This is a genomic window from Halomonas alkalisoli (assembly GCF_021412585.1).
Taxonomy (GTDB): domain Bacteria; phylum Pseudomonadota; class Gammaproteobacteria; order Pseudomonadales; family Halomonadaceae; genus Halomonas; species Halomonas alkalisoli.
In genome coordinates, this window is sequence record NZ_JAKCMI010000044.1 from 297,948 (window position 1) to 321,079 (window position 23,132).

General features: G+C 63.7%; 25 protein-coding genes. 18 read left to right on the forward strand and 7 right to left on the reverse strand.

All coding sequences use genetic code 11. The features are described from left to right. Positions 1 to 241: 241 nt before the first annotated feature. From LY622_RS21400 to LY622_RS21430, 7 genes are all read left to right on the forward strand, one after another. Entirely contained in the window at positions 242 to 1,291 is a 1,050-nt protein-coding gene (locus LY622_RS21400) for an AbrB family transcriptional regulator (protein ID WP_234292742.1), read from the forward strand. A 123-nt stretch (positions 1,292 to 1,414) separates the two neighbouring features. Next, positions 1,415 to 2,800, forward strand: coding sequence for a molecular chaperone (gene yegD, locus LY622_RS21405; RefSeq protein WP_234292743.1), 1,386 nt, complete (start codon positions 1,415 to 1,417; stop codon positions 2,798 to 2,800). 2 nt (positions 2,801 to 2,802) lie between these two features. Next, complete coding sequence (locus LY622_RS21410; protein ID WP_234292744.1) at positions 2,803 to 3,210, forward strand: hypothetical protein; 408 nt, start codon at positions 2,803 to 2,805, stop codon at positions 3,208 to 3,210. A gap of 237 nt (positions 3,211 to 3,447) precedes the next feature. Then, positions 3,448 to 3,675, forward strand: a complete 228-nt coding sequence (locus tag LY622_RS21415; RefSeq protein ID WP_234292745.1) for a hypothetical protein — start codon at positions 3,448 to 3,450, stop codon at positions 3,673 to 3,675. Then, complete coding sequence (locus tag LY622_RS21420) at positions 3,662 to 5,170, forward strand: amidase (protein WP_234292746.1); 1,509 nt, start codon at positions 3,662 to 3,664, stop codon at positions 5,168 to 5,170. The genes LY622_RS21415 and LY622_RS21420 overlap by 14 nt, the downstream gene beginning before the upstream one ends. A 35-nt stretch (positions 5,171 to 5,205) precedes the next feature. Beyond that, positions 5,206 to 6,000: a methyltransferase domain-containing protein gene (locus tag LY622_RS21425; protein ID WP_234292747.1), complete on the forward strand. Its 795-nt coding sequence runs from the start codon at positions 5,206 to 5,208 to the stop codon at positions 5,998 to 6,000. Positions 6,001 to 6,015: 15 nt separating this feature from the next. Beyond that, entirely contained in the window at positions 6,016 to 7,044 is a 1,029-nt protein-coding gene (locus LY622_RS21430) for a methyltransferase (RefSeq protein ID WP_234292748.1), read from the forward strand. A 24-nt stretch (positions 7,045 to 7,068) separates the two neighbouring features. On the opposite strand, the gene LY622_RS21435 is transcribed toward LY622_RS21430, so the two are convergent. Genes LY622_RS21435 through greB form a run of 3 tightly spaced genes read right to left on the reverse strand, consistent with a single transcriptional unit; the run spans position 7,069 to position 8,103 of the window. Next, positions 7,069 to 7,323 carry a DUF2442 domain-containing protein gene (locus tag LY622_RS21435; RefSeq protein WP_234279007.1) on the reverse strand — a complete coding sequence of 85 codons (255 nt, stop codon included), beginning with the start codon at positions 7,321 to 7,323 and terminating at the stop codon, positions 7,069 to 7,071. Next, positions 7,292 to 7,549 carry a DUF4160 domain-containing protein gene (locus LY622_RS21440; RefSeq protein WP_114477305.1) on the reverse strand — a complete coding sequence of 86 codons (258 nt, stop codon included), beginning with the start codon at positions 7,547 to 7,549 and terminating at the stop codon, positions 7,292 to 7,294. The genes LY622_RS21435 and LY622_RS21440 overlap by 32 nt, the downstream gene beginning before the upstream one ends. Positions 7,550 to 7,563: 14 nt before the next feature. Next, on the reverse strand, positions 7,564 to 8,103 hold the full coding sequence (gene greB, locus LY622_RS21445; RefSeq protein ID WP_234292749.1) for a transcription elongation factor GreB: 540 nt from the start codon (positions 8,101 to 8,103) through the stop codon (positions 7,564 to 7,566). 158 nt (positions 8,104 to 8,261) lie between these two features. Between greB and LY622_RS21450 the strand changes: the two genes are divergently transcribed. The 11 genes from LY622_RS21450 to LY622_RS21495 all read left to right on the forward strand — a co-directional run bounded on the left by LY622_RS21450 (position 8,262) and on the right by LY622_RS21495 (position 18,510). Continuing rightward, a complete protein-coding gene (locus LY622_RS21450) occupies positions 8,262 to 8,897 on the forward strand; it encodes a tetratricopeptide repeat protein (RefSeq protein WP_234292750.1) in 636 nt (211 codons plus the stop codon). 156 nt (positions 8,898 to 9,053) lie between these two features. Beyond that, positions 9,054 to 9,716: an NUDIX domain-containing protein gene (locus LY622_RS21455; protein ID WP_234292751.1), complete on the forward strand. Its 663-nt coding sequence runs from the start codon at positions 9,054 to 9,056 to the stop codon at positions 9,714 to 9,716. A 1-nt stretch (position 9,717) separates the two neighbouring features. Then, the gene (locus tag LY622_RS21460; protein ID WP_234292752.1) at positions 9,718 to 10,164 is read left to right on the forward strand and encodes a DUF1249 domain-containing protein; all 447 of its coding nucleotides are present in this window, start codon (positions 9,718 to 9,720) and stop codon (positions 10,162 to 10,164) included. 33 nt (positions 10,165 to 10,197) lie between these two features. After that, positions 10,198 to 10,920: a phosphodiesterase gene (locus LY622_RS21465; RefSeq protein WP_234292753.1), complete on the forward strand. Its 723-nt coding sequence runs from the start codon at positions 10,198 to 10,200 to the stop codon at positions 10,918 to 10,920. A gap of 126 nt (positions 10,921 to 11,046) precedes the next feature. Then, positions 11,047 to 12,021 carry a sulfate adenylyltransferase subunit CysD gene (cysD, locus tag LY622_RS21470; RefSeq protein ID WP_234292754.1) on the forward strand — a complete coding sequence of 325 codons (975 nt, stop codon included), beginning with the start codon at positions 11,047 to 11,049 and terminating at the stop codon, positions 12,019 to 12,021. Continuing rightward, positions 12,021 to 13,463: a sulfate adenylyltransferase subunit CysN gene (gene cysN / locus LY622_RS21475; protein WP_234292755.1), complete on the forward strand. Its 1,443-nt coding sequence runs from the start codon at positions 12,021 to 12,023 to the stop codon at positions 13,461 to 13,463. The genes cysD and cysN overlap by 1 nt, the downstream gene beginning before the upstream one ends. Positions 13,464 to 13,604: 141 nt before the next feature. Continuing rightward, the gene (gene chrA / locus LY622_RS21480; RefSeq protein WP_234292756.1) at positions 13,605 to 14,975 is read left to right on the forward strand and encodes a chromate efflux transporter; all 1,371 of its coding nucleotides are present in this window, start codon (positions 13,605 to 13,607) and stop codon (positions 14,973 to 14,975) included. A gap of 273 nt (positions 14,976 to 15,248) precedes the next feature. After that, complete coding sequence (locus LY622_RS21485; protein WP_234292757.1) at positions 15,249 to 16,361, forward strand: App1 family protein phosphatidate phosphatase; 1,113 nt, start codon at positions 15,249 to 15,251, stop codon at positions 16,359 to 16,361. A gap of 103 nt (positions 16,362 to 16,464) precedes the next feature. Next, positions 16,465 to 17,139 carry a zinc metallopeptidase gene (locus tag LY622_RS21490; protein ID WP_234292758.1) on the forward strand — a complete coding sequence of 225 codons (675 nt, stop codon included), beginning with the start codon at positions 16,465 to 16,467 and terminating at the stop codon, positions 17,137 to 17,139. 80 nt (positions 17,140 to 17,219) lie between these two features. After that, positions 17,220 to 17,606, forward strand: coding sequence for an erythromycin esterase family protein (locus tag LY622_RS22520; protein WP_255762674.1), 387 nt, complete (start codon positions 17,220 to 17,222; stop codon positions 17,604 to 17,606). Further along, entirely contained in the window at positions 17,584 to 18,510 is a 927-nt protein-coding gene (locus tag LY622_RS21495) for an erythromycin esterase family protein (RefSeq protein ID WP_255762675.1), read from the forward strand. The genes LY622_RS22520 and LY622_RS21495 overlap by 23 nt, the downstream gene beginning before the upstream one ends. A gap of 119 nt (positions 18,511 to 18,629) precedes the next feature. Here LY622_RS21495 and LY622_RS21500 read toward each other — a convergent pair whose 3' ends face one another. The 4 genes from LY622_RS21500 to LY622_RS21515 all read right to left on the reverse strand — a co-directional run bounded on the left by LY622_RS21500 (position 18,630) and on the right by LY622_RS21515 (position 23,103). Next, on the reverse strand, positions 18,630 to 19,301 hold the full coding sequence (locus LY622_RS21500; protein WP_234292759.1) for a haloacid dehalogenase type II: 672 nt from the start codon (positions 19,299 to 19,301) through the stop codon (positions 18,630 to 18,632). A gap of 221 nt (positions 19,302 to 19,522) precedes the next feature. Next, positions 19,523 to 20,974, reverse strand: a complete 1,452-nt coding sequence (locus LY622_RS21505; RefSeq protein ID WP_234292760.1) for an NAD-dependent succinate-semialdehyde dehydrogenase — start codon at positions 20,972 to 20,974, stop codon at positions 19,523 to 19,525. 39 nt (positions 20,975 to 21,013) lie between these two features. Continuing rightward, positions 21,014 to 21,946 (reverse strand): 2-hydroxyacid dehydrogenase, encoded by a 933-nt coding sequence (locus tag LY622_RS21510; protein WP_234292761.1) that lies wholly within the window; start codon positions 21,944 to 21,946, stop codon positions 21,014 to 21,016. A 68-nt stretch (positions 21,947 to 22,014) separates the two neighbouring features. After that, entirely contained in the window at positions 22,015 to 23,103 is a 1,089-nt protein-coding gene (locus tag LY622_RS21515) for a 2Fe-2S iron-sulfur cluster-binding protein (RefSeq protein ID WP_234292762.1), read from the reverse strand. Positions 23,104 to 23,132 lie beyond the last annotated feature (29 nt).

Consider the following 23,132-nt stretch of genomic DNA (forward strand, 5'->3'; position numbering starts at 1 on the left):
TTAATTTTATATATTATATAACTTTAAGAATGCAAGCCTTGGATTGACCACTTGCGCCGAAGGGGCGCGAAGGTGGCATGGGGCAGAGGCCTGATGGCTTCGAGGGCCGGCCGCTGCCTGTGTGGCGGGGTGAGGTCAATCAAGCAGCTCAAAGGGTTGCGACTGGAAAGGGTGAAAACCTTGGATACTCAATGGCTTCCAAATGCAAATCTGAATGCCTCGGCTTCCGGTGGGCGTTGACATGGGAAACCTGCAGAGAGGATGGCTGCGCACGCTTGGCATCGGGGGGATTGGAGGTGCGCTCTTCATGGTGCTGGGGCTGCCGGTGCCCTGGTTGCTCGGGGCCTTGTTTGCGGGCATCGTAGCCATGTTCCTGGGCGTGTGCTGGGAATCCCCGTGGCATGGACGGGCTCTCGGGCAGGTGCTGGTCGGCAGTACCCTTGGCTTTGCCTTTACTCAGGACGTGCTGGCGCAAGTGGTCGCCATGGCGGGCCCGATACTGCTGGGTGCCAGCCTTTCCATACTTTCGGGACTGGTGACGGCGGTTGTACTGAGGAGGACGCTGGTTGGCGACTGGGCAACGGCTTACTTCGCGTCGATGCCGGCAGGGCTTGCCGAGATGTCTCTGCTGGGCGCGCGTCATGGTGGCAATCCTGTGATCATCATTACCTGCCATGTGCTGCGTGTGGTGAGTATCGTCTGTCTCGTCCCCCTGGGCTTCGTCCTCTTATATGGCGGCGATTGGCAGGATATGACCATCGTTCGGCCCAATGGTGTCTCCCACCCCGGGTGGCTGCCCATCACCGTTGCAGGGGCCGTGCTGGTTGCCCTACTGTTCCAGCGCCTGCGCATCCCCAATGCACTGATTCTGGGCAGTATCTGTTTTGGTGCCAGCGTGCAGCTGATGGACATTCCGCTGCCGGCGATTCCCGAGGCATTGTTTGCCTTCGGGCAGGTGCTGCTGGGAGCCACCCTGGCCATGGAGTTTACCCGTGAGCGCATGTCGGCCCTGCAGACATATGCCTTACCGGCGGTCAGTGTCACGGCACTATTGATGTCGATGAGCCTGACAATTGCCCTGTATCTGAGCTGGCTATTCGATCTGGATGGGATCACATCGGTGATTGCCATGTCACCTGCCGGGTCGGTGGAAATGGCGGTCACCGCGGTATCGCTAGGTGCCGAATTCCAGCTGGTTATTGCCTTTCACCTTGCCAGGGTATTCATGATCAACGGCTTGATGGGGCCGATTTTTAGCGTCGTGCATTATTGGATCGCGCGGCGTGATTGAGGCGCTGAGAGGGGGCGGGGGCGTGCAAGCGAGCGGTGTGGCCCGCGGCAATGAGGCCGTCATCGACACCCGAAACTATTGCGAAAAGATTGGAAATGAGAGGGTAACGGGATGTATGCGGGTATGGATTTTGGCACTTCAAGCTGTGCCGTCGCCATTTGGCATCATGACGCACCCGAGTTGATTCCATTGGAGGATCACGGCACGCACATGCTTTCGGCCTTGCATTCGAGCAAGGGAGCCCTTCCCGTCCCCCATTTTGACCGGCAGGAAGTGCTGAGCGGGATAGGGGAAGCTGCCGATCGGCAGCGGGCCGAGGCAATTCAACGCGGGCTGATGCGTCGAGAGATGGCCGAGCGGGTCAGGCGACAGCAGGGTGATAATGCACCGCTGTACTTCGACCCCGACATCGTCTTCGGTCAGGCGGCATTGGCCAATTACCTGTTCGATCCCCAGCATGGGTTCTATGCGAAGTCACCGAAGTCGTTCCTGGGCGCCGACCTGCAAGGCCGGCACCTGGGCCTATTCACCGAGATCATCACGCGCCTGATGGCGCATATCAAGCAGCGGGCCGAGGTGTCTGCCGGGCAACCCCTCGACCGGGTCGTGGTGGGGCGCCCCGTCAATTTTCACGGTACCCGTGGGGAGCGGGGTAACCGGCAAGCCGTGCAGATTCTGGAGCAGGCCGCCACCGCGGCAGGCTTCGTCGAGACCGCCTTTCTCTACGAGCCGATAGCGGCGGCACTGGACTATGAGCGCACCCTGGAGAGGGATCGGATCGTCCTGGTGCTCGATGCCGGGGCCGGCACCACCGATTGCTCGATGATAAAGGTCGGCCCCAGCTACCGTCATCTCCGGGACCGGGCGTCGAGTTTGCTCGGCTCTTCCGGTACCCGTATCGGCGGTATCGATTTCGATATCAAGCTGGCGATGAATGCCTTGATGCCCAGTTTCGGCAAGGACGTGCTTCTCAACAATGGCCTGCCGTTCCCTAACCACTTTCTGTGGGATGCCCTGACGGTTAACGATATCAATGCCCAGGCGCGGTTCTATGCCAAGACGACGCCGCTCGAGCTGCAGGGGTATTGCAATATCTGCGCGGACAAGCAGAAGGTTGGGCGTCTGATCCGGTTGCGCGAAGAGCGTCTCAGCCATAGCGTGGTGCGTCACGCGGAACTGGCCAAGATCGCCCTGTCCGAGGCGGAGGGGGTCACCAGCCACCTGAGTGATATCGAGCGGGACTTGTCAGTGGCTGTCACCCGCAGTCAGCTGCGCGATGCGGTCGAGCTCGAACTCAGGAAGTTTGTCTCCTTGATGCGCGAAGTGGTGACTCAAGCGGGTGTTCGCCCCGATACTATCTATGTGACAGGTGGGACGGCCAAGTCACCCGTTGTGGCGGAGATGATCCGTCTCCATTTCGGAGGAACGGAGGTGGTCACTGGGGACTTTTTTGGTAGTGTGACATCCGGGTTGGCCACTTGGTCGCACCGGATGTTTGGCAAGGGGTAGGCATGGCAAGCTTGGATGATTTTCTGGAGGAGATGCAGGCTCAGGTCAGCCTGTCGGCGGCGGAGCGGCGTCGTCTGGCCGCGTTGTGGCCCGACGCCGAGCGTGCTGCCCGGGTTTGCCTTGCGAGGATGCCGGGTATCGGGGTGCTCTCCTTTTCACGTCGCGCCAAGGCCTTTCTTTTCGTCAGCCGGGCGCTCGATGATTATGTGGAAAAGGGAGAGTTGGATCAGGAGCAGGCGCAACTGGCACTGACGATCATGCGATTACAAAGCCGACGCTTTCGAAAAGCTGAGTCGATGTTTTCTGCTCGTGCATCTAGGTTCAGCCAGAATGAGTTGGCGTCCTTGCCCGAAACAGCACGGATTTTTCTGAAGGCCATGTGGCGCCATGATGGTCATCGCAGTGACTAGGAGCCTGTCGGACTTAACGCTGATCTACTGCGAGATCCGGTCTTTCGGCCAATTTCATTCGATCTGATTCGTTAAATAGCGGGCTATTCACCTCATCAGATCGATAAACTTGTCTCGAAATCCAAATCTCTCGTGACGATTGGTCAAATCCGACAGACTCCTAGGTGACCGTTATGATTCCCTACGACGATCACTTGCAAGCTTGCCCGGCATGCTCGATACCCAAGAGGTTATGCCTTGGAGGCGCCAGCAGCTGATCTACCGGGTCATCGCCTGGAGTTGATGTACGTCGTGCTGACCTGGGTCTTCGCTTCCTGGAGCCTGCCGCTGATCATCATGGCGATCACCCCCTTCTCGCTGATCGGGGCGCTGCTCTCCTGGCTGGAGCATGGCCGGGAGCGGTGGGCAGGGCGATACGCGCCACCCGTGACGACAAACGAGGAGAGTCCACATGGAAGTCGATGAGTACCGCCGTCATGACGGCCTGGGTCTGGCGGCGCTGATTCGCAGCGGTGAAGTGAGCCAGGGTGAGGTCTTCGAGGCGGCCTGTGCTGGCATCGAGGCCGACAACCCCAGCCTGGCGGCAGTGGTTCGCACCCGCTTCGAGCGGGCCCGGGCCGAGGGCCAGCAGGTTGACCCCGCGGCACCCTTTGCCGGGGTGCCGACCCTGGCCAAGGATCTGCTGATGGCGCTGGAAGGCGAGCCGCTGGCCTTCGGCAGTGCGTCTCTTGCCGACTGGAAAGCCCCGGTGGATTCGACCCTGGTCACCCGCCTGCGCGAGGCGGGTCTCTCCATCCTCGGTCAGACCGCCACGCCGGAGCTGGGGCTGATGGGCATCACCGAGCCGCGGGCCTTTCCCCATCCGCGCAATCCCTGGAATGCGGCACATTCCCCCGGTGGCTCCAGCGGCGGGGCGGCAGCGTCCGTGGCCGCTGGGCTGGTGCCGCTGGCCATGGCCGGCGACGGCGGCGGGTCGATTCGCATCCCCGCCAGCTACTGCGGCTTGTTTGGCCTCAAGCCTTCCCGGGGCAGGGTGCCGCTGGGCCCGATGCATGCCGAAGTGTGGCAGGGGGCGGTGGTGGAGCATGCCGTGACCTGCAGCGTGCGAGATAGCGCGGCGTTGCTCGATGCCACCAACGGCATGGACGAGGGTGCCCCCTATCCGGTGAGGCGCGAACAGGGCTTCCTGGCGGCACTGGCGCGGCCACCGGGGCCGCTGCGGGTGGCGGTCTCGCTGGGTGAGCCGCTGGGCAAGCCGATGGGTACCGTACTCGATCCCCAGGTGCGCCTGGCAGTGGAAGAGGCGGCCCGAACCCTCGAAGGGCTTGGGCATCACGTCGAGTGGGTGGAGCCGCCGGTGGATGGCGAGCGGCTGGCCGATAGCTACCTGACGCTCTACCTGGGCCATCTCACCGCCGATCTGGCCTGGATCAGCCAGCAGACCGACGTCGCCGTTTCCCGGCTCGACATCGAGCCATCGACCCGGGCCATCGCTCGGCTCGGCAGCTGCCTGCCGGTGCGGGACTATGAGCTGGCCAAGCGCTACTGGAACGAGGCGGCTCGCGCCATGGGCGACTTTCATCGGCGCTACGACATGCTGCTGATGCCGGTGGCCGCCGCGCCGGCGCCACGCCTGGGCGAGCTCTACCCGCCACCGGCCCGGGAGCGGCTGATGTCGCTGCTGGCGATTCCCGGCATCGCCAGGCTGGCGCTCAAGGCGGGTATGCTCAAGCGCCTGGCGCGAGACGCCTTGGCCCGCACCCCCTTCACCCAGCTGGCCAACCTCACCGGCCAGCCGGCCATGTCGCTGCCGCTGCATGTCACCCCGGCTGGCTTGCCGGTGGGGGTGCAAGTGATTGGTGCCATGGGTGACGAGCGACGGCTGCTGGCGCTGGCGGCCCAGGTCGAGGCCGAGGTGCAATGGCAACGGCACCTGCCCAGGCCGCTCGAAGGCAGGTAGAATGCCCGCCATATTCCGCCGTTGCCGAGCCCTGCATGCCTGATCGCGTTTCTCCCTTCTCGTCGGCCGGCGATCGCCACTTCGATGGACTGGCCGAAAAGTTTGCCGGTAGCCTCTATGGTGGCCCCCGCGGTGCGCTGCGCCTGGCCCTGCTCGATCGCCTGCTGCCGGAAATGCTCCATCTCGATGACCAGCCGGTGCTCGACGTGGGTGGTGGCCTGGGTCAGCTCTCCGGCTGGTTTGCCCTGCGGGGCCATGCGGTCACCCTGGTCGAGCCGGCCGCCGACATGCTCGATCATGCCCGCCAGGCACTGGCCGGGCAGCCGATCACCTTCGTGGAGGCATCGCTGCAGGCGCTATCGCAGCGTGCGGAGGGGCCCTGGTCGCTGATCGCCTGTCATGCGGTGCTGGAGTGGCTGCACGATCCCCGGGCGGCGCTGGCCACCCTGGCAGGACAGCTGGCGCCGGGAGGGCAGCTGTCGCTGATGGTGTTCAACCGCGATGCGCTGCGGATGTCCAACGTGGTCAAGGGCAATCTCGAGAAGGCGCTGGACGACCGCCTCGAGGGCACCGGCAAGCGCCAGCGGTTGACGCCGATCTCGCCGCTGACCCACGGCCAGATCGAGGCCTGGAGCGCCGAGAACGGCCTGGCCATCGAGGCAGTGGCGGGCATTCGTGTCTTTCACGACTACCTGCGCCACCCGCCGACCACGGAGTCCGACTGGACCCGGCTGGTGGCGCTCGAACAGCGCTACTGCCGCACGGAACCCCACTGGCGGCTGGGCCGCTACCTGCTCTATACGCTGGTTCGTACCGATACCGCCACCTGATCAAGGAGATCCTCGATGCCTGCCGAGACCCCGGTCTGCCAGTTGCTCGAACGCCAGGACGCCGACTACCGAGCTTGGCTGTGGGTAGCGCCACCCCGCGACGCCTGGCTCGAGGGTGGTGAGGGTGGGGCGGGGGAGGGCAGCGTGCTCAGCGCCGACCATGCGGTGCTGCAAGCCTGGCGGGCCCGAGGCCTTGCGGCCAACTCCCCCTTCGATGCTCCGGTGTCAGCCGAGCCCCCGGGAGTGGTGCTGTTCTGGCCCAAGGCGCACGCCCTGGGTGAGTGGTGGCTGCTTTGGCTTTGCGCCAACCTGCCGGCGGGAACGCGACTGCAGCTGGTGGGGGAGAACCAGGGCGGCATCAAGCGGGTACTCAGGGTACTGGCGGCGCTGGGGCTGGGCTGTCGCAAGCGCGATAGCGCCCGGCGCTGTTCGCTGTTCGAAACGCGGCTGGACCGAGTGGGTATCGATCCGGATGTGGCCTGGTCCTCCTTCGCGGTCGAGGGGCTGACCCTGGTCAGCCACCCGGGTGTGTTCGGCCACGGCAAGCTTGATGATGGCACCAGGCTGCTGCTCGAGCAGTTGCAGGATGTGCTGCCGGAAGGCGGGGCGAAAGGGGAGGGCGAGCTACTCGATATGGGGTGCGGCGACGGGGTGCTGGCGGCCTGGCTGGCGCGGCGCGGTCACCGGGTCACGGCGGTGGACGTCAATGGCTTTGCCGTCGAGGCGACCCGGCGCACCCTGGCCGCCAACGACCTGCAGGGCGAGGCGCTGGCCGGCGATGTCTACTCGACCCTGGGCGAGCGGCGTTTCGAGGTCATCGTCAGCAATCCCCCGTTCCACCAGGAGCGCAGCATCGACTACGGCCCGGCCGGGCGCCTGATCCGCGAGGCGCCCGAGCACCTGGTGCCGGGCGGCCAGCTCATCCTGGTGGCCAACGCCTTCCTGCCCTACCCGGATCTGCTGCAGAGCGCCTTCGGCGGCTTCGAAATCCTTGCCGACGACCGGCGCTTTCGGGTCTATCGAGCGGTGAAGGCGAGGCGCTGATTCTTCTGATATTCCGGCTAGCCTTCAGGCGACGCGTCCGTGGTGCTGGGTCGTGTCGCCGCGTCCGGCAATCAGGCCTTCGACGGAAATATCTTCATCGAGGTCGTCCCAGTGCAGCCCCTTTCCGGAATAGCTGATCCGGCACCGCTCGCGCTCCACGGGGCTGGCATGCAGCAAGCGGGGGAACCAGGCCAAGGGCACGCCCAAGGTTCGGCCGTCGCTGAGTTCGACCCACATGGTGTGCTCGTCAAAGCTGACGGTCTTGGCGGAAATGCTCATTCCAGGCCCTCTCGATCTCGCTGCGATGTGCTTCCACCAGCTGCATGAGCTGTGCAAGCTGCTTTCTATTGTAGCCACAGCTGTTGGCGATGGCGATTTGTGGCATGACCCAGATCTTGGCTTCGCCGTCTCCGCTCTCGGCATGGATATGCATGGGTTCCAGCGGGTTCCCTTCATTCGAGTAGAAGAAGAAACGAATTCCCTTGTAGCGGAATACCACGGGCATGGTGCCTCCATGCGTTACTGTTGTGGATCGCGGTAGGCGATATCCGTGATCACGTAGGTAGTGTCGCCGGCCGGTGCCTTCACCGTCACGTCGTCGTCCAGCGCCTTGCCCAGCAGGGCCTTGGCCAAGGGTGCGTCGACGCTGATCCAGCGCTTGGCGGTGTCGGTCTCGTCATGGCCGACGATGCGAATGCGCATCTCGTCGCCTTCCTCGTCTTCCAGGGTGACGAAGGCACCGAAATAGACCTTGTCGATCGCCGCCGGCAGCCGGTCCACCACCTGTAGTTCGTCGAGCCGCTTGGTCAGGTAGCGGATCCGCGCGATGACGCGGTTGAGCTCCTTCTTGTTGTAGGTGTAGTCGGCGTTCTCGCTGCGGTCCCCCAGTGCCGCCGCCTCACCCACCTTGGCCGACAGGGCCGGGCGCTTCACCCGGGAGAGGTGGTCGAGGATGCCGCGCAGGCGTTCCGCCCCCTCGAGGGTGATGAGGTTGCTCTTGGGTTCCTGGCGCGGATCCTTGGCCGGGTCGCGCCAGCGGGTCATGTTGCGGCCCTTCATGCCATTCCGCTCCTGTTTCGACTGAGAGTCGCAACATACGCCATTCTCCCGGTGCTGGCCAAGCGTCAGAACGGAAACTGGAAGTTCATTCAAACGTTCGTTACATTGCATGGACGACCCCGTCGTACCGTTCAAGAATAACCCCAAGGAGACCGGACATGATTCGACACCATCTACTTGCCGTTGCGCTGGGCATCGGCATCGCGCTGGCCCCACTCGGCAGCGCCGTCGCCTGGGAAGGTGACGTGGAAGCGCTGAAGCAGCGCTGGGAACAGATCAATACACAGCGCGCCGAGGGTGAACGCCGGCGTGCCCTGAAGTCGCTCGCCGACGAGGCCGAGCGCCTGGCAGAGGCCCATCCCGGGGAGGCCCAGCCGCTGATCTGGTATGGCATCATCGAGGCCTCTCATGCCCGTGAGCGCAGTGGTCTGGGCGCACTTGGCAGTGCGCGCAGCGCCCGCGACGCCCTGGAAAAGGCCATTGAACTCGATCCGGAAGGGGGTAACGGCTCTGCCTACGTGACACTCGGGGCGCTGTATGACCGCGCGCCGGGTCGTCCGGTCGGCTTCGGCAACAGCGATACCGCCGAGCGGATGTTCCAGCGTGCGCTGGAGATTCGACCGGACGGCATCGACGTGAACTTCTACTATGCCGCTTTCCTGGAGGATGAAGGGCGCCGCGAGGAGGCCCGCGAACATGCCCAGCGTGCCGTGGATGGCACGGCGCGTCCGGACCGGGAGACATCCGACGAGGCGCTGCGGGAAGAGGCCCGAGCCCTGCTGGGGACGCTCTGATCCTTTCTGCCTGACTCTTTCTTCCTCAACCCTTTTCCTCAAACCCTCCTCCTGGCCCTGCCCTTCGCTGCCGTGCCGGTCGCCCTGACCGCACGGTAGTTGGCATTTCGGGCCCCGGTCATGATAATGGTCGCCATTCGTCGATTGGAGAATGGCATGTCCAACAGCCACGACCAGAACCTCGACTACGACCAGAGTCGCGAGATCACGCTTCTCCCCGCATTTTCGGCGGACGATGTGGAGCTGCGCGAACGGCGCTGCCTGTATCAGGGCTTCTTTCGCCTGGAGGAGGTGCACCTTCGCCATCGGCTCTTCGACGGTGGCTGGAGCGGCGAGGTGGTGCGCGAGGTGCATTGCCGTCATGATGCCGTAGGGGTGCTGCTCTACGATGTGGAGCGGGATTGCGTCGTATTGGTGGAGCAGATTCGCGCGGGTGCCTTGGCTGACCCCGTTTCGCCCTGGAAGCTCGAAGTGGTGGCCGGCCTGGTCGAAGTGGGGGAGAGCCGGGCCGAGGTGGCTCGTCGCGAGGCCATGGAGGAGGCCGGTTGCCCCGTCGACGAAGTGATCGAACTGCATACCTACTACCCGAGCCCGGGTGCCTGCGACGAGCGGGTCACCCTCTACTGTGCCCTCGTGGACTCCGGGGGCCTGGGAGGCGTGCATGGGCTCGACGAAGAGCACGAGGACATTCGCGTTCACGTGCTACCGTTTACTCAGGCTTGGGAACTCCTGCAGGCTGGCCGACTCGACAATGCCATGTGTCTTATCGCCATTTACTGGCTGGCTGCCGAGCGAGCATCTCTGAGAGCGAGGAGGTAGCGTGGCAAGAACCGCCTATGTGACCGATCTGAAGGGCCTGCAGGGTGAATGCAGTGCCAACTACCTGCGCCTGACCCAGCTGCTGGGTGACCTGGGCGCGGGTGAAACCCGACAGCTGGAGCTGACCGGGCAGAACGGCCGCTTCGGCATCCTGCATCTTGAGATACTCGAGCAGGCGCCCTATACCACCATGGCGCGGGTGACCCAGAGCGGTCTCATGGAGGGGCTCATCGAGCCGCCGCGCATGCGGGTGCATCTCTATCATGACGTGCGCATGGCCGAGGTCACCGATTTTCAGCGCGAACGCCACTTCGACGGCCGCTACCGCTACCCCAACCTGCGCATGTTCCAGCCCGACGAAAAACTGCAGCTCAATCGCTTCCTTGGCGAGTGGCTGGCCCATGGCCTGGCGCACGGCCACCCCGCCGACCTGCCCGAACTGCCTTGAAGAGGGCGTTACCTTGATGAGCGAGCTGCCCTGATGCGTATCGTCCAGATCACCGACTGCCACCTCCATGCCGATCCCCGGGCACGCTCCCGGGCCGGCTTCCCCCTGCGCCAACTCGAGGCGGTGGTGAACGCCGCCATCGGTGAGCATCCCGATCTGGTGCTGGTCACCGGCGATATCAGCCAGGACGAGACCGCCGCCTCCTATGAGCTGGCCCATGGGGTGCTGTCGCGGCTGGATTGCCCCTGGTTCTGGCTGGCCGGCAACCACGACCAGCCCCAGTTGATGGAGCCGGTCAAGGCCATCCATCGGGAGGTCGATCTCGGCGGTTGGCGCCTGTTGACGGTGGATACCAGCGTACCTGGCCAGGCCCATGGCGAGATCGGGGAAACGCGTCTTGCCGAGCTGGTCGAGCGGCTGGGAGCGGACGACCGGCCCACGCTGCTGGCCATGCACCATCCGCCGCTTGTCCTGGGCTCGGAGTGGCTCGATGCCATCGGGCTAAAGGATCGCGACGTCCTGTGGCAGACGCTGGCCGACTTTCCTCAGGTGAAAATGATCCTCTGCGGTCACATTCACCAGGCGCTGGCCAGCCATCGGCAGGGGGTGGCCATCTACGGTACCCCCTCCACGACCGACCAGTTCCTGCCCGGCTCGGCTGATTTCGCCATCGACGAGGCCTCTCGTCCCGGCTATCGCATCGTGGAGCTGGCCGACGGCGAGTGGCTGACCTGGGTGGAGCGTGTCGACCTCTGATAGCGTAGCGTTATTCATATATCGACTAAAAAGATAGGCAATCATTCTTTTACGTTATTATGGTTCCGGCGTTAACCTGTGTCGCATGATCCTTCTTGCCCTTAGTCATGCGAGGTACCCGGGCCGATGACCAGTCTTCATGCACCCGCACGCGAGCCGTCCGCCCAGGCTGCCGGGACGGCGCAGGCGTCTCTTTCGACCCAGCGCCTGACCCATCTCCAGCAGTTGGAAGCCGAGTCCATCCATATCATTCGTGAGGTAGCCGCCGAGTTTGCCAATCCGGTGATGATGTATTCCATCGGCAAGGACTCCTCGGTGATGCTGCACCTGGCGCGCAAGGCCTTCTATCCCGGCCCGCCGCCGTTTCCGCTGCTGCACGTGGACACCACCTGGAAGTTCCGCGAAATGATCGAGTTCCGCGATCGCATGGCGGCTGAGGTGGGCATGGAGCTGCTGGTGCATACCAACGAAGAGGGGCGTGCCGCCGGCATCAACCCCTTCGACCACGGTTCCAGCGGCTATACCGACGTGATGAAGACCGAGGCCCTCAAGCAGGCGCTGAACAAGTATGGCTTCGATGCCGCCTTCGGCGGTGCTCGCCGGGATGAGGAGGCCAGCCGAGCCAAGGAGCGCGTGTTCTCCTTCCGCGACAAGTTTCACCGCTGGGACCCCAAGAACCAGCGGCCGGAGCTGTGGAACCTCTACAACGCCCGCATCAACAAGGGCGAGTCGATTCGCGCCTTTCCGCTCTCCAACTGGACCGAGCTGGACATCTGGCAGTACATCCATCTTGAGCAGATTCCCATCGTGCCGCTCTACTTCAGCGCCCCGCGCCCGGTCGTCGAGCGAGACGGCATGCTGGTGATGGTCGACGACGACCGCATGCCGCTGGCCGAGGGAGAAGTGCCCGAGGAGAAGTGGGTGCGCTTCCGTACCCTGGGCTGCTATCCGCTCACCGGTGCGGTGGAGTCCAAGGCAGCAACCCTGCCCGAGATCATCCAGGAGATGCTGCTGACCCGCACCAGCGAGCGCAGCGGCCGTGCCATCGATCACGACCAGGCCGGCTCCATGGAGAAGAAGAAGCGCGAGGGGTACTTCTAATGTCACACCAGTCCAACCTGATAGCCGAAAACATCGAGCAGTACCTTCACGAGCACGAGAACAAGGACCTGCTGCGCTTCATTACCTGCGGCAGCGTGGACGACGGCAAGTCGACCCTGATCGGCCGGCTGTTGCACGACTCCAAGATGATCTTCGACGACCACCTGGCGGCGATCACCCGGGACTCGAAGAAGAGTGGCACCACCGGCGAAGCGGTGGACCTGGCGCTGCTGGTCGACGGGTTGCAGTCGGAGCGCGAGCAGGGCATCACCATCGATGTGGCCTACCGCTTCTTCTCCACCGACAAGCGCAAGTTCATCATTGCCGATACCCCGGGCCACGAGCAGTACACCCGCAACATGGCCACCGGCGCCTCCAACGCCAGCCTGGCGATCATCCTGATCGATGCCCGCTACGGCGTGCAGACCCAGACCCGGCGCCACAGCTTCATCGCCGACCTGCTGGGCATCAAGCACCTGGTGATCGCGGTCAACAAGATGGACCTGGTGGGCTTCGAGGAGGCGCGCTTCAACGAGATCGTCGCCGACTATCGTCGCTTCGCCGAGCAACTGTCGGCCACCGACATCCGCTTCGTGCCGATCTCGGCGCTGGAAGGCGACAACGTGGTCAACCGCAGCGACCGCTCGCCCTGGTACACCGTCGAGGGTGAGCCCGGCCCGGCCCTGCTGGAGCTGCTGGAAACCGTCGAGGTGGCACGGGACCGCAACGTGGTCGACCTGCGCTTTCCGGTGCAGTACGTCAACCGCCCGAACCTGGATTTCCGCGGTTATGCCGGCACCCTGGAAGCGGGCGTGCTGCGCCCCGGGCTTGCGGTCAAGGTGCTGCCCTCGGGCAAGACCAGCCGCGTCGAGCGGGTCGTCACTTTCGACGGCGATCTGGAAGCCGCCTGGCCGGGCCAGGCGGTCACCGTCACCCTGGAAGACGAGCTCGATATCTCCCGTGGGGACTGGATCGTCGCCGAGGATGCCGATATCGCCCTGTCGAACAGTTTCGATGCCGATATCGTCTGGATGCACGAGCAGCCCCTGGCGCCGGGCCGTCAGGTAGACATTCGCCTGGCGGGACGCTCGGTCTCCGGCCAGGTGAGCACCATTCACCACCAGGTGGATGTCAACACCCTGGAGCGGCACGGCACCGCTCAGCTCGAGCTCAATGCCATCGCCCGCTGCCGCGTCGAGCTGACCGCCGCGGTGCCCCTGGACCCCTATGTGCAGAGCCCTGGCACCGGCAGCTTCATCGTCATCGATCGGCTGACCAACGTCACCGTGGGGGCGGGGATGATTCGCTCCATCGTGAAAGACGGTGCCAAGCCAAGCGGTGAGGTCGACTGGGCGGCCTTCGAGGCGGATCTCAACGCGCTGGTGCGCAAGCACTTCCCGCACTGGGAGGCGAAGGATGTGCGTGACCTGCTGAAACGCTGATCGCGTCATCCTGCTGTCTTCGAGGCCCTGCTAATACTGTCTTCGAAGCCTTGTTAATGCTATCTACGAAGCCCTGCTAATATAGCGGGGCTTCGTTTTTCGGCTGTCGAATCGCTTTTCCATACCAAACCAGGAACTCCTATGCCGCCCAATGCCGTCCCCCATGATGTTCCCTTCCGCGAGGCGGTGCATGTCTGGCTGCGTATCGCCCTGCTGAGCTTCGGCGGGCCCGCGGGCCAGATCGCGGTCATGCACCGTATCCTGGTGGAAGAGAAGAAGTGGATCGGCGAGAACCGTTTCCTGCATGCCTTGAACTACTGCATGCTGCTGCCCGGCCCCGAGGCGCAGCAGCTGGCGATCTACATCGGCTGGCTGATGCATCGCACCCGGGGTGGTCTCCTGGCGGGCACACTCTTCGTGCTGCCGGGGTTCATTGCTATCCTGGCACTCAGTTACCTCTATGCGGCACTGGGCAACGTGGGCCTGGTCGAAGGGCTCTTCTTCGGCCTCAAGGCGGCGGTGTTGGCCATCGTGGTCAACGCCGTGGTGCGGATCGGCAAGCGGGCCTTGAAGAACAACGTCATGCTGGGCATTGCCGCCGCGGCCTTCGTGGCTATCTTCTTTCTGGACATCGCCTTCCCCCTGATCATCGTTACCGCGGCCCTGATCGGCTACTTCGGCGGTCGGACGGGCTCGCCGCTGTTCCAGGTGGGGGGCGGCCATGGCGCCAACGGGGAGAGGGGGCTTGCCGACAGCGAGTCGCTGCTCGGCGAGCAGTTGCCGGATCATGCCCGCGTCAACCGGGCCTGGTCGCTCAAGGTCTCGGCCATCTTCCTCTCCCTGTGGCTCACCCCGGTGGTGCTGCTCATTGCCGTGCTGGGCTTCGACAGTGTCTTTACCCAGATCGCCACCTTCTTCAGCCAGATGGCCGTGGTCACCTTCGGCGGTGCCTATGCGGTGCTGAGCTACGTGGCCCAGGCGGCGGTTCAGAACTATGGCTGGCTGGCGCCAGGGGAGATGCTCGACGGGCTGGGCATGGCCGAGACCACTCCCGGCCCCCTGATCCAGGTGGTGCAGTTCGTCGGCTTCATGGGGGCATTTCGCGACGCGGGCACCCTGGACCCCTGGGTGGCGGCGACTTTTGCCGCGGTGCTGACCACCTGGGTGACCTTCGTGCCCTGCTTCCTGTGGATATTCCTCGGTGCCCCCTACGTGGAGCGGTTGCGCGACAACGCCGCCCTGAGCGGCGCGATGACGGCGATCACCGCCGCCGTGGTGGGTGTGGTGCTCAACCTGGCGGTGTGGTTCGGCATCCATGTGGTGTTCGGCGACGTGGGGGAGTGGCGCGGGGTGGGCCTGCGGCTGCTGATTCCCGACCTGGCTACCCTGGATCCATTGGCCCTGCTGCTCTCTGCCGGGGCCATGCTGGCGATCTTCCGTTACAAGCTGGGCATGCTCAAGGTGCTGGGCGCCTGTGCGCTGCTTGGCATGGTGTTTTCCCTGGTGAGTTAGGGAAACACTGCACAGATGCCTGCGCGAGCGAATCGCTGCGTTGTATGGACATACCGTGCCAGGGACGCCGACTGGCTTGATCTTGGGACGCAATGCTTCACACTGGCCAGTACGCCTTCCGGTTTATGGGCAGGGGCCAGGCACGCAGTGCGGGCAGGGAAGGACGGGGCTACACGGGCAGGACGACACGGGCAGGACAAGGAGAGCCATCATGCAGCTTGAACAGGCCGAGTCGAGACCATGGCGTGATGCTGTTGCCGGGCACTCCGCCTGATGGCTGATCGCCCCCGGGCACCGCAACGGATCCGGCGCCTGCTACGCGCCGTCGCCAGGCCGATGAAGAGCGACCGCGGCCGTGGCGGTCTCGTGGTCCATCCCTACCGTGGCTATGGCTCCGCCCGCGAGGCATTCCTGATGGGGCGTGTCTTCCGCCAGACCAGGCTGGGGCGTGTCATTCCTCGCTATGGTGCCCTGCGCGATGTCGCCGATGTGGCGCGGCGCATCGTCAGGCGAGGGCTGCCCGATGTGGAGGTGCACGTCACCCTCGGTGGCAACGACATCACCGTGACCACGGATCATGATGGCTATTTCAACGCGAAGCTCGTCTTGCATGAGCCGCTGCCACTGGACACCTCCTGGCATCGCGCCGACCTTCACGTCGTGACCCATGACGGGGCGGAGCCCATCCACAGCTTCACCGATGTCTATATTCCTCCGGAAGACACCGACCTGTTGGTGATCAGCGATATCGACGACACGGTGATGTATACCGGCGTGGCCGACAAGCTGCGCATGCTCTACCGGCTGTTCGTCAAGCAGGCCCACCAGCGTACCGCCTTTCCCGGCGTGGCTGCCTTCTACCAGGCGCTCTATATCGGCCAGAGTGAAGAGGCGCGTCGTCCGATCCTGTATGTCTCGCGGGGCCCCTGGAGCATCTACGAAATGCTCGAGGAATTCTTCCAGATGAATGACATTCCGGTGGGGCCGATCCTGTTCCTGCGTGAGTGGGGGATCACCTGGCGAAGGCCCTGGCCGCGGCGTGCCGAAGAGCACAAGTACGCCTTGATAACCCGCATGCTGGAACTTTTCGATGACCTGCCCTGCGTGCTGATCGGCGACAGCGGCCAGCACGACCCCGAAGTCTACACCCGCATCGTCAAGGAGCATCCCGGCCGGGTGAAGGCCATCTATATTCGACGCGTCGACAGCCGAGCCGACCGTGAGCGAGCCATCGACCTGCTGCGCGAGGAGATCGCCCATACCGACTGCGAACTTATGCTTGCTGCCGATAGCACGGCGATGGCGGTACATGCCCATGACCGGGGCTTCATCTCCGAGAAGGGCTTGCAGGCGGTGCGCCGGGATTCCCGCGAAGAGACGATCTGACGCTGATATTGCCAGTGCTTCCCTCTACACCGTGAAACCCGCTCTGGTAGGCTTGGTCAAACCCTGAGACGCCGTGATCTGTCCTGCCGGAGTGAGACCCTCGATGATCGTGCTGCTGATCGCCATGCTGCTGGCCATTTTCCTGCTTCCCAATGCCTGGGCCAAGTGGGTGCTGGCGCGTCACTCCCGCGGCCGGGACGACTATCCCGGTACCGGTGCCGAGCTGGCCGAACACCTGCTGCGGCGAATGGGCATCGAGGGGGTACAGGTGGAACTGACCGAGCACGGCGATCACTACGATCCCGAGGCGCGGCGGGTGCGTCTTTCACGCGATCATTACGAGGGACGCTCCCTCACTGCGGTGACGGTGGCGGCCCATGAGGTGGGGCATGCGATCCAGCATCATCAGGGCTACGCGCCGCTGATCGCCCGAGCTCGCCTGGTGGGCGTGGCGCAGAAGGCCGAGAAGATCGGCGCCCTGTTGATGATGGCGGCTCCCTTCCTGTTTATTCTGACCCGCTTGCCGGGTGGGCTGGCCATCGTGGTGGTGGCCGCGGTGATCAGCTTCGGCACGGCGGCCCTGGTGCATCTGGTGACCTTGCCGGTGGAATTCGACGCCAGCTTCCAGCGGGCCCTGCCGCTGCTCAAGGACTACGTCCCCCCCTACGACATGCCCGGCGCCCGCCATGTGCTGACCGCCTGCGCCTTCACCTACGTGGCGGCGTCGCTGGCGAGCATTCTCAACTTAGGGCGCTGGCTGGTGATACTGAGAAGGTGAGTTCAATCCCTTGAGTGAAAGCGGAGTCGGTTTCTACAGTTCTGGTAGTAGTCACCAGCCTTCATGGAGGAGGTGCGATCATGACGACTCCACAGGATTACATCCGTGACAACGCCAAGCCGCTCGACGGTCGCAGTGTCGATTACGACGACCTGCTGGATCAGGTGGGCGAGCGACCACTGGTGCTGCTTGGCGAGGCCTCCCACGGCACGGCCGAGTTCTACCGCATGCGCTCCGAGATCACCCGGCGGCTGATCCGCGAGAAGGGCTTCGAGGCGGTGATCGTCGAGGCAGACTGGCCCGATGCGTTGCGGCTCAATCGCTACGCCCACGGCGAAGGCGACGACACTCTGAAGAGCGCCTTCGACGACTTCCAGCACTTTCCGCAGTGGATGTGGCGCAACACCGAGGTTCGCGATTTCATCGGCTGGCTCGAGGAGCACAATGCCGCGAAGGGGGGGGCATGAACAGGTCGGTTTCCATGGCCTGGATATCTACAGCCTGCACCGCTCGGCGGAGGCGGTCATCGAGTATCTGGAAGGCATCGACCACGAGCAGGCGCGTCTCGCCCGCGAAGGATACGGTTGCCTCGATCATGGCGGCGACCCGGTTCGCTACGGCCACAACGCCGCCTTCGGTCTCAGCCGTGTCTGCGAAGATGCTGCCGTGCGCCTGCTTGCCGACCTGTTCGAGAAATCGACCGGCTACCTGCGTGAGGATGGCCGGCGCTCGCGGGACGAGCAGTTCTTCGCCGAGCAGAACGCCCGCGTGGTGGTCAGTGCGGAGCACTACTATCGGGCCATGTTCGGCTCGCGGGTGGACACCTGGAACCTGCGCGACGAGCACATGACCGACACCATCGTCGAGCTGCGTGAGCACCTGCGTCGCCAGGGCGGGCAGGGCAAGCTGGTGGTATGGGCGCACAACTCACACCTGGGCGATGCCGCCTTCACCGACATGGGCTGGCACCGCGGCCAGCACAATGTCGGCCAGCTGGTGCGCCATCGCTTCGGTGCCGACCAAGCGCTGCTGGTGGGCTTCACCACCCATACCGGCTTCGTCTCGGCGGCCCATGACTGGGACGGCCCGGTGGAGCATCGCAGGGTGCGGCCCTCAATGGAGGGCAGCATCGAGCGGCTGTTCCACGACAGCGGTGCCGGTGACTTCTACCTGCCCCTCGGCGAGCGCGCCGCGCCATTGAAGGAACCGCTGTGGGAGCGAGCCATCGGCGTGATCTATCGCCCCGAGTCGGAGCGCATCAGCCATTACTTCAAGGCATCGGTGGCCCAGCAGTTCGACGCCGTCTTCCACGTCGATGAGACCCAGGCCGTGGAGCCGTTCGACAAGGGCGATCTGTGGCGACCCGAGTAGGTGCCGGATACCTATCCCTTCGGGGTGTAGGCGGAACCCACACCACGTGATTCCTTCCTTTTCCGGTGTCGAATACCCGAGGCGTTGCCAATGGCATGCCTCGGGTAGCGGGTCGATAATCAGAGACCGACGAGTGCCGGAAGACCACGAATATCACGAATCTCGGTAGTGCCGTAGTCCTGGCAGTAGGGTTCGTGATTGCGATTGACGAACGCCTTGTTCTTGATACCCATCAGATGCGCCGGGATCAGGTCGTAGCGGAAGCTGGAGGAAACGTGAAGCAGCTCTTCCGGCGCGCAGCCAAGCGTGTCGATCATCGCCTCGAAGGCGGCGAAGCGCGGCTTGTAGACCTTGAATGTGTCGGCGGTGAAGACCTCGTGGAACGGCACCTCGAGCTTGGCGACGTTGGAGGCGATCTGGTCGTTGCTGGCATTGGAGTAGATGACCAGCGGAATCTTGCCGGCAATCTTCGATAGGCCTTCGATCACGTCCGGGTGCGGCCCCCAGCTCGGTACGGCGTCATAGTACTTCTGCCCAATCGTATCATCGTACTTGATGCCCCAGCGTGCGCAGGTACGTTCGAGAGCCGACTTGAGAACTTCGACGTAGGGCCGCCATTCACCCAATACAGAGTCATAACGATAGGCGCTGAAATCGTCGACGAAACGATCCATGCGTTCAGGCTCGGGAATCTGAGCGGCAAAGAACTCGCGCGTCAAGTTGCCCATCTGGAAGTTGGTCAGGGTACCGTAGCAGTCGAAGGTAATGAATTTGGGACGGAATATGCTCATGTCGTTATCCTTGTGCAAGGGGTTGATAGCGAGGTGGCCTTTGCGACTCGCATGAGTCGATTAGACCATCCAGGGGCTGGCAGATGATGTCTAATCGGTGGCCCGTGAAGCACAAAAATCCTTTTTGATGGGCCTCTCTGGCACAATTCGCGTCACGCTGTAAAAGCCGGAATTCCGCCCATTCCTCGCAGGCCCCTCGCTGCCGGGGCGTGCCTCTCGAGTCAACGAATACCGCCGACGCACAGATACTTGATCTCCACGTAATCGTCGATGCCGTACTTCGAGCCCTCGCGGCCGATACCCGACTCCTTGATGCCGCCGAACGGCGCCACTTCGCTGGAGATAATGCCTTCGTTCAAGCCGACGATGCCGAACTCCAGGGCTTCCGCCACGCGCCATGAACGTGCCAGGTCGCGGGTATAGAAGTAGCTGGCCAGACCGAAGGGCGTGTCGTTGGCCAGTGCTATCGCCTCTTCCTCGCTGTCGAAGCGGATCAGCGGCGCTACCGGGCCGAAGGTCTCCTCACGCATCAGCAAGGCACCTCGCGGAACGTTGGTGAGGATCGCAGGCTGCAGGAAGTTGCCGCCGCGCTCGTGCGCTACACCTCCCGTCAGCAGGTGGGCTCCGCGGGTGACGGCATCTTCTATATGCTCCCTGGCCTTGGCCACCGCTCGCTCGTCGATCAATGGCCCCAGGGTGACACCTTCCTCGAAGCCATCTCCGGCCTTGAGCGCTTCGACAGCCACCTTGAGCTTGTCGGCGAAGGCATCGTAGATGTCATTCTGCACGAATACCCGGTTGGCGCAGACGCAGGTCTGGCCGGTATTGCGGAACTTGGAGGCCATTACCCCGGCAACCGCGGCATCCAGGTCGGCATCGTCGAAGATGATGAAGGGAGCGTTGCCGCCCAGCTCCATCGAGACCTTCTTGACGGTATCGGCACAGCGCTGCATCAACTGTTTTCCGACCTCGGTGGAGCCGGTGAAAGTAAGTTTGCGTACCGCCGGGTTATCGGTCAGCTCGTTGCCGACTACCGCCGCCTGGCCGGTGACGATGTTGAGGACCCCTTTTGGCACGCCGGCCTGCTCAGCGAGTTCGGCTAGCGCCAGGGCCGAGAACGGCGTGGCGCTGGCGGGTTTGATGACGATACTGCAGCCCGCCGCCAGGGCGGCACCCGCCTTGCGGGTGATCATGGCATTGGGGAAGTTCCACGGCGTGATCGCCGCCACGACGCCGATCGGCTGCTTGAGCACCAGGGTGCGCCGACCGTCGCTCGTGCTGGGGATGATATCGCCGTAGACCCGCTTGGCTTCCTCGGCGAACCATTCGATGAAAGCGGAGCCATAGGCGATCTCGCCACGCGCCTCGGCCAGCGGCTTGCCCTGCTCCAGGGTCAACAATTGCGCCAGAGCCTCCTGCTGTTCCATGCAGAGCTCGAACCAGCGACGCAGGATGACGGCGCGTGCCTTGGCGGTCAACGCTGCCCAGGAGGCCCCGGCCACTTCAGCAGCGCGAATGGCGCCGCGGACCTCCTCTGCGGAGAGGCTGGGCACATGACCGATGGCCTCGCCGGTCGAGGGATTGTGCACAGTTAGGGTGCGGCCATTGGCGGCTGCGACCCAGGACCCATCGATATAGCACTGCTCACGCAAAAGGGTTGTCGCTTGGTTCATGTCGGTTCCTTTTTTTCTCGTTAGTGAGTCGTGGGGTGCTCAATAGCCACGCTGACGGTCGACGAGTCCGATCATCTCGCGACCCTCTCGATGGCGGGCGATATTGTCCAGCACCATGTCTACTGCACCTTCCGGCTGGGTCATGCTGGCTATATGGGGTGTCATCAGGACTCGAGGGTGATGCCACAGCGGGTGATCGGCAGGCAGGGGCTCGGGGTCGAATACATCCAGCACTGCCGCCGACAGCTGACCGCGCTCCAGGGCATCGAGTAGATCCGATACGACCAGATGTGGGCCACGGCCGACATTGACCAGCGAGGCGCCATACGGCAGCTGGGCGAACAGCTTGGCATTGAGAATGCCGCGGGTCCGGTCGGTCAACGGCAAAAGACAGACCAGCACCTGGCTCTTGGAGAGGAACGTTGTCAGCTCGTCGTCACCGGCGAAACACTCCACACCCTCCAAATGGCGGCGGGTTCGACTCCAACCATGGCAGGCAAAGCCCAGGCTGGTCAGCCGCTGTGCCACGGAGGTACCCAACTGGCCCAGGCCTAGGATGCCCACGCGGCACTGCGAGGCGGGACGCACCCGCAAGGCCTGCCAGGTCGCACTGCGCTGCTGGCCGATGTAGTCGATCAGGTTGCGGTGCAGCGCCAGCACCGCCATGGCGACATACTCCTGCATGGTGGCGGCGATGCCTGGTTCTTGCATGCGTAGCAGTGGCACATGGTCGGGGATGGCTTTCAGGTCGAACTGGTCGACGCCGGCACCAATGGAGAACGCCAGTTCCAGGTTGGGGAAGCGCTCGGCAAGGTTCTCCGGGGGTTGCCACATCGCGAGATAGCGCACGGCCTCAGGGTCCCCGGTCTCGGGCCATATAGAAAAGGCCAGCTCGGGGGCTTTCTCGGCGAACAGCCGTGACCAATCGCGGCCACGCTCAGGGTCTGCCTTGTAAACGAAGCTTGTCGCCATTTCCTTTCCACTCCTGTGCGTTCCAGGCCGCCGGCTGGCGCCAGGTCCGTGATTCGGTACTGTAATAGCTACGAGGAGGCGGTGTGACAGCATGAACAAGCACTCTTGGCATTGTCCGGGCTGGCCGGCTCTGCTGTCGTCGTGGGCTCGCGGTCGGCCGAGGTGTAGAAAGCGTCCGCGTGAATGCTATCCGCCGGTATGCCGTGGGCCAGCAGCAGCTCGCTGGCCGCTTCTACCATGGGTGGGGGGCCTGCCAGGTACGCCCGGCAGCCGCTCACCCGGTCCCATTGGGCTGCCAGCACCTCTGTCACCAGGCCGGTGCTGCGCTCGGTGGTGCCGCTGGGTGCCGAGAGCACGACGTCGAACTGCAGGTTGTCGTGGTTCACGGCCAGCTCCTGGAAATAAGATGCCAGGTAGACGTCACGCTCATCCCGTACCCCGAAGTAGAAGTGGATCGGCTGACGCATGCCGGCGGCCAATGCCGTTTCCAGAATCGACTTTACCGGCGCCAGACCCGAGCCGCCGGCCACTATCAGGATGGGGCCGCTGTGGGCCTCGCGCAGATAGGAGTCCCCGAAAGGGCCCTCCACCCGGACGGGGTCGCCTACAGCCAGCTCCCGAGCTACATGGGCACTGGTGGCACCGCCGGAAACATGCCGGATGTGAAACTCGAGTACTGACTCATCCGGCCGGTTGGCCATGGAGTACTCCCGCGGCGGGCAGCCAGGAAAAGTCACCTGGGCATACTGACCGGCAGTGAAGGCGAGAGGGAGGTCGCCTTCTACACGCAGGCGTACCCGCTTGATGTCATGGGTGAGATCGTCGAGTTCGTCGACGACGCAGTGCAGCTGTTGCAGCGGATGAGTGGCGAGCGCTTCGTCGTTTTTGAGCCAGGAAATGGTGCAGTTGCTGCGTGGGAGTGCGCGACAGGCGAGTACCAGGCCGGCATCACGCTCCTCCTCGGTGAGCGAGAAACGAGTATGCGGCAACAGCTCGACCTCACCTTCCACCAGCCGGGACTTGCAAGCGCCGCAACGACCGGCGCGGCAGCTGTGGGGGTAGGCGATGCCCGCCATGATGGCGGCATCGAGGATGGTATCGCCATTCTCCACGCTGACGGCCTTGCCGGCTGTCGCTATTTGAACGTCATAGGGCATGTTGTTGTTCTCCAAATGTCATTTGCGCG

Bases quoted from the DNA above. Each gene is read 5' to 3' on its own strand.
- LY622_RS21485 (WP_234292757.1), top strand. From the start codon at position 15,249: ATGGCTGATCGCCCCCGGGCACCGCAACGGATCCGGCGCCTGCTACGC.
- LY622_RS21465 (WP_234292753.1), top strand. From the start codon at position 10,198: ATGCGTATCGTCCAGATCACCGACTGCCACCTCCATGCCGATCCCCGG.
- LY622_RS21435 (WP_234279007.1), bottom strand. From the start codon at position 7,323: ATGAGCATTTCCGCCAAGACCGTCAGCTTTGACGAGCACACCATGTGG.
- LY622_RS21505 (WP_234292760.1), bottom strand. From the start codon at position 20,974: ATGAACCAAGCGACAACCCTTTTGCGTGAGCAGTGCTATATCGATGGG.
- LY622_RS21500 (WP_234292759.1), bottom strand. From the start codon at position 19,301: ATGAGCATATTCCGTCCCAAATTCATTACCTTCGACTGCTACGGTACC.
- cysN (WP_234292755.1), top strand. From the start codon at position 12,021: ATGTCACACCAGTCCAACCTGATAGCCGAAAACATCGAGCAGTACCTT.
- chrA (WP_234292756.1), top strand. From the start codon at position 13,605: ATGCCGCCCAATGCCGTCCCCCATGATGTTCCCTTCCGCGAGGCGGTG.
- LY622_RS21510 (WP_234292761.1), bottom strand. From the start codon at position 21,946: ATGGCGACAAGCTTCGTTTACAAGGCAGACCCTGAGCGTGGCCGCGAT.
- LY622_RS21455 (WP_234292751.1), top strand. From the start codon at position 9,054: ATGTCCAACAGCCACGACCAGAACCTCGACTACGACCAGAGTCGCGAG.
- cysD (WP_234292754.1), top strand. From the start codon at position 11,047: ATGACCAGTCTTCATGCACCCGCACGCGAGCCGTCCGCCCAGGCTGCC.
- LY622_RS21450 (WP_234292750.1), top strand. From the start codon at position 8,262: ATGATTCGACACCATCTACTTGCCGTTGCGCTGGGCATCGGCATCGCG.
- LY622_RS21410 (WP_234292744.1), top strand. From the start codon at position 2,803: ATGGCAAGCTTGGATGATTTTCTGGAGGAGATGCAGGCTCAGGTCAGC.
- LY622_RS21515 (WP_234292762.1), bottom strand. From the start codon at position 23,103: ATGCCCTATGACGTTCAAATAGCGACAGCCGGCAAGGCCGTCAGCGTG.
- LY622_RS22520 (WP_255762674.1), top strand. From the start codon at position 17,220: ATGACGACTCCACAGGATTACATCCGTGACAACGCCAAGCCGCTCGAC.
- LY622_RS21440 (WP_114477305.1), bottom strand. From the start codon at position 7,549: ATGCCCGTGGTATTCCGCTACAAGGGAATTCGTTTCTTCTTCTACTCG.
- LY622_RS21490 (WP_234292758.1), top strand. From the start codon at position 16,465: ATGATCGTGCTGCTGATCGCCATGCTGCTGGCCATTTTCCTGCTTCCC.
- LY622_RS21495 (WP_255762675.1), top strand. From the start codon at position 17,584: ATGCCGCGAAGGGGGGGGCATGAACAGGTCGGTTTCCATGGCCTGGAT.
- yegD (WP_234292743.1), top strand. From the start codon at position 1,415: ATGGATTTTGGCACTTCAAGCTGTGCCGTCGCCATTTGGCATCATGAC.
- LY622_RS21425 (WP_234292747.1), top strand. From the start codon at position 5,206: ATGCCTGATCGCGTTTCTCCCTTCTCGTCGGCCGGCGATCGCCACTTC.
- LY622_RS21400 (WP_234292742.1), top strand. From the start codon at position 242: ATGGGAAACCTGCAGAGAGGATGGCTGCGCACGCTTGGCATCGGGGGG.
- LY622_RS21420 (WP_234292746.1), top strand. From the start codon at position 3,662: ATGGAAGTCGATGAGTACCGCCGTCATGACGGCCTGGGTCTGGCGGCG.
- LY622_RS21430 (WP_234292748.1), top strand. From the start codon at position 6,016: ATGCCTGCCGAGACCCCGGTCTGCCAGTTGCTCGAACGCCAGGACGCC.
- greB (WP_234292749.1), bottom strand. From the start codon at position 8,103: ATGAAGGGCCGCAACATGACCCGCTGGCGCGACCCGGCCAAGGATCCG.